We start from the raw sequence: 7016 nt of genomic DNA, 5'->3' as shown, positions 1-7016 counted from the left end.
CCCGCCGCTGGGCGGCGATGGCCCAGGGCAGGTGCGGGTTGATCTGCCCGCCCCGTGCTTGTGGCAGGGAAATCTCTGCGCCGGTCACCACCCAGACTGCACAGCGACCACCTACCCGATGGGCGCCGAAAGGCTCCAGACATTCGGCCAAACGGGCCTCTCCCAATCCGTGTATTTCCAGATCCCAATCGTGGGCGACCACACCGAGTAGGGCATCCCGCGGTGTACCTCCCACCACCAGGACGCGCGCTCCTGCCCGCTGCAATGCCGTTAGAATGGGAGTCAGCGCAGCGGGCGGCGTAAGCAGCATGGGAGATCAGCCCTTGCCATTGCCCATTTGCGCCAGCAGTTCGGCGTAGTGTTCGGCGACGACGCGCCGTTTCACCTTTAGGGTGGGGGTTAGTTCGCCGTTGGCTTCGCTCAGTGCCTCTGACAGCAAGGCGAAACGCCGTACCTGTTCGTGGGAGGGCAGATCGGCGAGCGCTGTCGCGATGGCCGCATGGATGGCCTTGCGGGTTGCGGCTTCGTCCGCGTGGGCGCCGACGCGTTCTTTGAGGAGTTCCCGATTGGGAAAGATGAGGGCCACGAGATAGGGCATGCGATCGCCGAAGACGACGGCCTGGTCGATCAGCGCTTGCGCCATCAGCCGCATCTCAATTTTCTGCGGCGGGATGTTTTCGCCGGCGGAATTCACGATTAGATCTTTCTTACGGTCGCTGATATGCAGATAACCGTCCGGGTCCAGGCTGCCCACGTCGCCGGTATGCAACCAGCCGTCTACCAGCGTCTCGCGCGTGGCGCTCTCATTGTTCCAGTAGCCCTGCATGATGGACGGGCCGCGTACCAGAATTTCGCCATCAGCAGCTATGCGTCCTTCCAGATTGGGCAGAAACCGTCCCACGGTTCCCGGACGAATGGCCTCCAAAGGATTGGCGGCGATTACCGGGCTTGCTTCGGTCATGCCGTAGCCCTCAATAACAGGTAGCCCCAACTCAATAAAAAACCGGGCAATTTCAGCATCCAGCGGGGCGCCTCCGGAGACGAAGAAACGCAAGCGTCCACCCAGTTTCTTGCGGAGATTGCGGATCAGTAGGCGGCGGGTAAGAGAACGTTGCCAGCGTGCCGCCGGACGTCCCTGCGGATCAAGCCCCGCCCCCCGGCGCAGAAAACGGCCGAGCAGACCCGGTCGATCTTCAATGTTCCGTCGCACCCGGCTATAGAGCAGTTGGAAGACCCGCGGCACGGCGACCACGATATCCGGATGCGCGGTTTCCATGTCACGGAGTACCGTGTCCGGGCGTTCCGCGTAGGCGACTTCCAGCCCCAGCAGATAGGCGCCGAAATGCCCCGTGCCCCGTTCGAAAATGTGGGAGAGGGGCAGAATGGAGAGCAGGCGTTGTCCGGCATGTAATGGCACCAACGGTACGAACCCTTCGATATTGCTCAGGATGTTGCCGTGACTGAGCATGACCCCCTTGGGCCAACCCGTTGTCCCGGAGGTGTAGACGATGGTGGCCGTTTGTTGACGTTGCAGCGCCGTGAGACGTTCTTCCAATTCAACATCGCGCAAGGAGGCGTCCTCCCCTTTCAGCGCTCCCCAGTGCCCCAGGCCGACCTCTTGCGCAGCGTTTGCATCGCGCAGCAGGATACGGTCGCTGGGTACCCCCCAGCTTTGTATGTGCCGCCACTCACGGGCACTTTCCAGCAGTATCAGTCCGGCGCCGCTATCGCCCAGCACATAATGAATCTCGCGCGGGCTGAACGTCGGATAGAGAGGAACGGTAATGGCGCCAATGCTGAGGATGGCGAAATCCATGATCGCCCAATCCAGAGAGTTGGGGGCCATCAGAACCACTCGTTCCCCGCTGCGTACCCCTAGGCGCAGGAGTCCGCGGGCCCGTAAGCGGACGCGCTCGGCAAAGACCGCCGCCGTTACCGGCTGAAAAACATCTCCTTGCCGTTGCAAGGCAATGACGCCACCCTGGTCGCGCTTGCAGCGTGCAAAGAGTCCTTCCGGCAGACTTTGGAGGCGGGCAAGTTCCACACCCATGTCAGCGCATGGCCTTCTCGGCAGGGGTCAGGCAGCGTTTGAAGCTCTCCAGATTGAAGACGCGATCCATGTATCCTTGCGTTGCGCGGGCTGCCGCAGGTAGGCTGATTTCCAGAACCGGGAGGCGCCACAGCAGTGGGGCGATGGCGCAGTCGAGCACCGAAAGTTCATCGCCGAAGAGGTAACGCTGCTGGCTGAAGATGCTACTTAGTCCGGCAAGAGTGCTGCGGATCTGCTCTTTAGCCGTTTTGACCTGCTCGGCACTGTAGCCCGGCTGAAAGAGTGGAGCGAACCAGTCGCGGTCGAAACGCAAGAGACCCAGGCGCACCTTGGCGCGGGAGATGGGGTCCACAGGAATCAACGGAGGGTGCGGAAAGCGCTCATCTAGATATTCCATGATGAGGACAGATTCGTGGATGGCCAAGTCACGATCCACCAGGGTGGGCACCTGATTGTAGGGATTGAGTTCCGCGAGATCTTCTGGCTTGTTGGCGAGATCGACGTCGATGGTTTGGTACTCCATGGCTTTTTCCTCCAGAACGAAGCGGACGCGGTGTGCAAAAACACAATCGTTGCCGGAGTAAAGGGTCATCAGAGTTTTTTTGCTGCTGGGGGTCGCCATGATTATAGATCCTTGTATTGGAGAAGCGCGTTTCGGTGCGACCGCGGTGGTGCGGTCACCAGATGCCTTGGATTATACATAACTGGGTACGCCTTGGGGTGATGCGCCGTGCTCGCTCGCTAAAAAAGTCGGTCAGCGTATATTTAATGCGATGTCACTGGCCCTGACTGCTTGGTTAGTTGTATGGAGACAACAAAAGTTGTAAAGTGGGTCACACGGTATTTAGCGGGAGGGCGATCCCTAAGATCGCGGAAGGGAATAAAATCATGATCCGTCAGCGTACGCTCAAAAATATGATCTGGGGTACCGGTATCGGCTTGCACAGTGGCAAGAAGGTCTATATCGGCCTGCGCCCAGCGCCGATAAACACCGGAATCGTCTTCCACCGCAGTGATATCGATGGTGGCGCCTGGATTAAGGCGGACCCTCTGCATGTGGTGGATACCCGACTGTCTACCAATATCGGCGATGGCCAGATACGGGTTGGTACTATTGAGCACCTGATGTCGGCCTTGGCGGGTCTGGGTATTGATAATGCCTATGTAGATCTCGATGGACCGGAAGTGCCGATTATGGATGGCAGTGCCGCGCCCTTTGTATTCCTCATTCAGTGCGCCGGGATCGAAGAGCAAAACTCACCAAAGCGTTTTATCCGCATCACCAAGCCTCTCAAGGCAGAAGACGGTGATCGATGGGTGCAACTGGAGCCCTTTGAAGGTTTTAAGGTGAGTTTTACCATCGATTTCGACCATCCCGTGATGAAAAATGGTGGTCAGGAAGTGACGGTGGATTTCGCGCGGACCTCGTATCTCAAAGAAGTGGCGCGGGCACGCACCTTCGGCTTTATGCGTGAAGTCGAGACCTTGCGGAGCATGGGGCTCGCCTTGGGTGGCAATCTCGATAACGCTATTGTGGTCGATGATTATCGTGTACTCAATGAAGAAGGTCTGCGGTACACCAACGAGTTCGTGCGCCACAAGGTACTTGACTCCATTGGTGATCTCTATCTGCTTGGCCACCCGTTAGTAGGCCATTTTTCTGGTCACAAGGCGGGGCACGCCCTCAATAACAATTTGTTGCGGGCGCTGCTTGTCCGTCAGGATGCCTGGGAGTTTGTGGATTATTCCGAGAGGCGCGCGCCATTTTCCTTCGCTGATGCGCTGACGACAGCCTCCGCCTGAAGGTTGTCCAGGGTGGCCGCCAGGCGTATAAGCGCGACGGCTATGGCTTGTGGCAGACGATCGGCTTCTGCCCGCAGCGTTTCGGCCGCCCCTGCTGAAATATAAGGCGCTTTCGGGATTTTGGCGGGTTGCGGCAGCCGGTATGACCAAGGCCGCACCGAGGCGGTGATTTGCCGCGCCGGGGTTTTCGGGAAGCGATTATTCCATTGTTTCAGTATGTTTTTTTCATTTCTTCGTAACCATGAAATCCATACCGGGCTCTGACAGAGTACACTCAACACCCCCCCAGACCAATCAACCAGCCAGGTATGGTCCTGCGCCTCCAGTGCGAGTAACGCGTTCCAGTCAATTTGACGCTCACGCAGCAGCGCTCCGCGACGGCAGATTTCGCCGATCGGCCCGGAAGGGTTTTGCGTCATGGGGCGCCAGATGCGTCGTCGTTTATCATCCATAGGCTTTCATGCTACCCTGCTCGATATTTTTTACCTAGGCTTGCGTGCTCATGTTTGGAACCATCATCCGCCATGTCGTTGGCAGTCGCAATGACCGCCTGATCAAGAAGGCCCGTATTATTGTGGCGCAGATTAACCTCCTGGAGGATCGCTACAAATCCATGGACGATGTTACCCTCGCCGGGCAAACCGCACTCTTTAAAGAGCGGATAGCCCAGGGCGAATCGCTTGACGCGGTGCTGCCTGAGGCATTTGCGGTGGTGCGTGAGGTGACTCAGCGGGTGATGGGCATGCGCCAGTACGACGTACAGCTCATCGGTGGCTATATGCTCCATGAAGGTAAAATCGCGGAAATGCGCACCGGTGAGGGCAAGACCCTCGTCGCGACCTTGCCCGCCTACCTCAACGCCCTGCAGGGTAAGGGCGTGCATGTGGTTACGGTCAATGATTATCTGGCCAGCCGCGATGCCCAGTGGGTTGGTAAGATTCACGGTTTTCTGGGCCTGAGCGTGGGTACCATCATCTCGGAGATGTCCAGCGATGAGCGCCGCGCCGCTTATGCGGCCGACATCACCTACGGCACCAACAACGAGTTCGGTTTCGATTATCTGCGCGATAACATGGCGTTTTCTCCGGCTGAGCGGGTGCAGCGCGGCCTCCACTACGCCATCATCGACGAAGTGGATTCCATCCTCATTGACGAGGCGCGTACTCCGCTAATTATCAGCGGTCCTACTGAAGAGAATACCGACCTTTACTACCGGGTGGACAAACTCGTCGGAAATTTTGTCGTCGATGAGGACTATACGGTCGATGAAAAGGCCCGGCAGGTGATGCTCACGGAAGAGGGCATCGAAAAGGCGGAATGCCTGATGGCGGAAAGTGGCCTGCTTGACGATGGTAATCTCTATGATCTGGCCAATGTCACCCTGGTTCATCATCTCAACCAGGCGCTGCGTGCGCATGTGATCTACCGGCGGGAGACGGATTATATCGTCCGCGACGGAGAGGTTTGCATCGTTGATGAGTTCACCGGACGCATGATGTCCGGGCGCCGTTGGTCCGATGGTCTGCATCAGGCGGTGGAGGCCAAGGAAGGGGTGGCCGTTCAGAATGAAAACCAGACACTGGCCTCCATCACCTTCCAGAATTATTTCCGTATGTATGAAAAGCTTTCGGGCATGACTGGTACCGCGGACACCGAGGCCTTTGAGCTGAACCAGATTTACGGGCTGGAAGTGGTAATGATACCGACTCATAAGCCGGTGAAGCGGACGGACTTTGCCGATCTTATCTATCGCACCAGCCAGGAAAAGTGGGCGGCCATTGTTGAGGATATCCGCGATTGTCAGCAGCGTGGCCAGCCGGTACTGGTGGGTACCACCTCTATCGAGCATAACGAGTTCTTGTCTCACCAGCTCAAACAAGCACGGATTCCCCATGAAGTACTGAACGCCAAACAGCATCAGCGCGAGGCCGAGATTATTGCGCAGGCCGGTAAACCTGGAATGGTGACCATCGCAACCAATATGGCGGGGCGTGGTACCGATATTGTGTTGGGCGGCAATGTCGGACATCAGGTGGATATGGTGCTGGCTAATCCGGATCTGGGAGAAGAAGAAAAAAACCAACGGGTCGAATCCCTCAATAGCAGTTGGCAGGGGCTGCATGATGCGGCGATAGCGGCGGGCGGATTACATATTATTGGTACCGAACGGCATGAGTCGCGGCGGGTAGACAACCAGTTGCGAGGGCGCTCCGGTCGGCAGGGCGACCCCGGTACCACTCGTTTTTACCTTTCCCTGGATGATCCGTTGATGCGTATTTTCGGCAGCGACCGTCTGGGTGGCCTGATGCAGAAGCTGGGCATGAAAGAAGGTGAGGCGATTGAACATCCCTGGGTGACCAAATCCATCGAGAACGCCCAGCGCAAGGTGGAAAGTCGCAACTTCGATATCCGCAAGCAATTGCTGGAATATGATGACGTGGCCAATGAACAGCGCAAAATTATTTATCAGCAGCGCAATGCCTTCATGGATGCGGATGACGTCAGTTCGGAAATCAGGGCGCTGCGTGACGACGTCCTCGACGCAGTGTTGACCGACACCGCGCCCGAAGGCGTTATGGAGGAGCGCTGGGATCTGCCCGGCCTGGAAGCCGCACTGGAGCGGGTTTTTAGTCTGCGGGTTCCGGTCGGGCAATGGCTGGAGCAGGATAAAGGCCTCGCCTACCCCGTTTTACGGGAGCGAATCATGGCGATGGTGTTGTCCGCTTACGCGGCCAAGGAAGAGCTCCTGGGCAGTGAAATGATGCGCCACTTCGAGAAATCCATCATCCTGCAAGTTCTGGACAGTCAGTGGAAGGACCATCTGGCGAGCATGGATCATCTCCGTGAAGGTATTCATCTGCGGGGATATGCCCAGAAAAATCCCAAGCAGGAGTATAAAAAAGAATCCCTGGCCATGTTCAACGTCATGCTGGGGCGATTGCGCGAAGAGGTAATCAGTACGTTGTCGCGCTTACATGTGAGCCCCGCGCCCGCAGAGTCGGTGGATTGGGATGTCATCGCCCGAGCCGCTCAGCCCCAGCATTTGCAATTCTCTCATCCGGATTTTTCGGCGGCGGCAGTAGTGCCCGCCATAGAAAATGCAGGTCTTACTGCGGCGGGGCTCGGGGTCGTTGGTGAACAGGAAACTGGTCATAGTCCGGTA

The 7016-nt window shown here is 57.5% G+C and carries 5 protein-coding genes and 1 pseudogene; 2 read left to right on the top strand and 4 right to left on the bottom strand.

Annotated elements, in window-relative coordinates; genetic code table 11:
* From HF921_RS08235 to HF921_RS08225, 3 genes and pseudogenes are all read right to left on the bottom strand, one after another.
* Window positions 1-310 (bottom strand): annotated as a pseudogene (locus tag HF921_RS08235) (CCA tRNA nucleotidyltransferase); the annotation flags it as partial.
* 6 nt (window positions 311-316) lie between these two features.
* Window positions 317-2050, bottom strand: coding sequence for an AMP-dependent synthetase/ligase (locus HF921_RS08230; protein ID WP_215893649.1), 1734 nt, complete (start codon window positions 2048-2050; stop codon window positions 317-319).
* 1 nt (window position 2051) lies between these two features.
* Window positions 2052-2672 carry a glutathione S-transferase N-terminal domain-containing protein gene (locus tag HF921_RS08225; protein WP_064218197.1) on the bottom strand — a complete coding sequence of 207 codons (621 nt, stop codon included), beginning with the start codon at window positions 2670-2672 and terminating at the stop codon, window positions 2052-2054.
* 266 nt (window positions 2673-2938) lie between these two features.
* Between HF921_RS08225 and lpxC the strand changes: the two genes are divergently transcribed.
* Window positions 2939-3853, top strand: coding sequence for a UDP-3-O-acyl-N-acetylglucosamine deacetylase (gene lpxC / locus HF921_RS08220; RefSeq protein WP_064218198.1), 915 nt, complete (start codon window positions 2939-2941; stop codon window positions 3851-3853).
* Here lpxC and HF921_RS08215 read toward each other — a convergent pair.
* Window positions 3793-4305: a DciA family protein gene (locus HF921_RS08215; protein ID WP_226834404.1), complete on the bottom strand. Its 513-nt coding sequence runs from the start codon at window positions 4303-4305 to the stop codon at window positions 3793-3795. The two genes, lpxC and HF921_RS08215, sit on opposite strands and share 61 nt — an antisense overlap.
* A gap of 50 nt (window positions 4306-4355) precedes the next feature.
* On the opposite strand from HF921_RS08215, the gene secA reads away from it, so the two are divergent.
* On the top strand, window positions 4356-7016 hold a 2661-nt coding region (gene secA / locus HF921_RS08210; protein WP_215893648.1), incomplete at its 3' end, for a preprotein translocase subunit SecA.

Origin of the sequence: Acidithiobacillus ferriphilus (genome assembly GCF_018854775.1) — a bacterium.
Classification (GTDB): Bacteria; Pseudomonadota; Gammaproteobacteria; order Acidithiobacillales; family Acidithiobacillaceae; genus Acidithiobacillus; species Acidithiobacillus ferriphilus.
The sequence above is the reverse complement of the archived record's forward strand: the minus strand, read 5'-3'. Positions and strand labels throughout refer to the sequence as shown.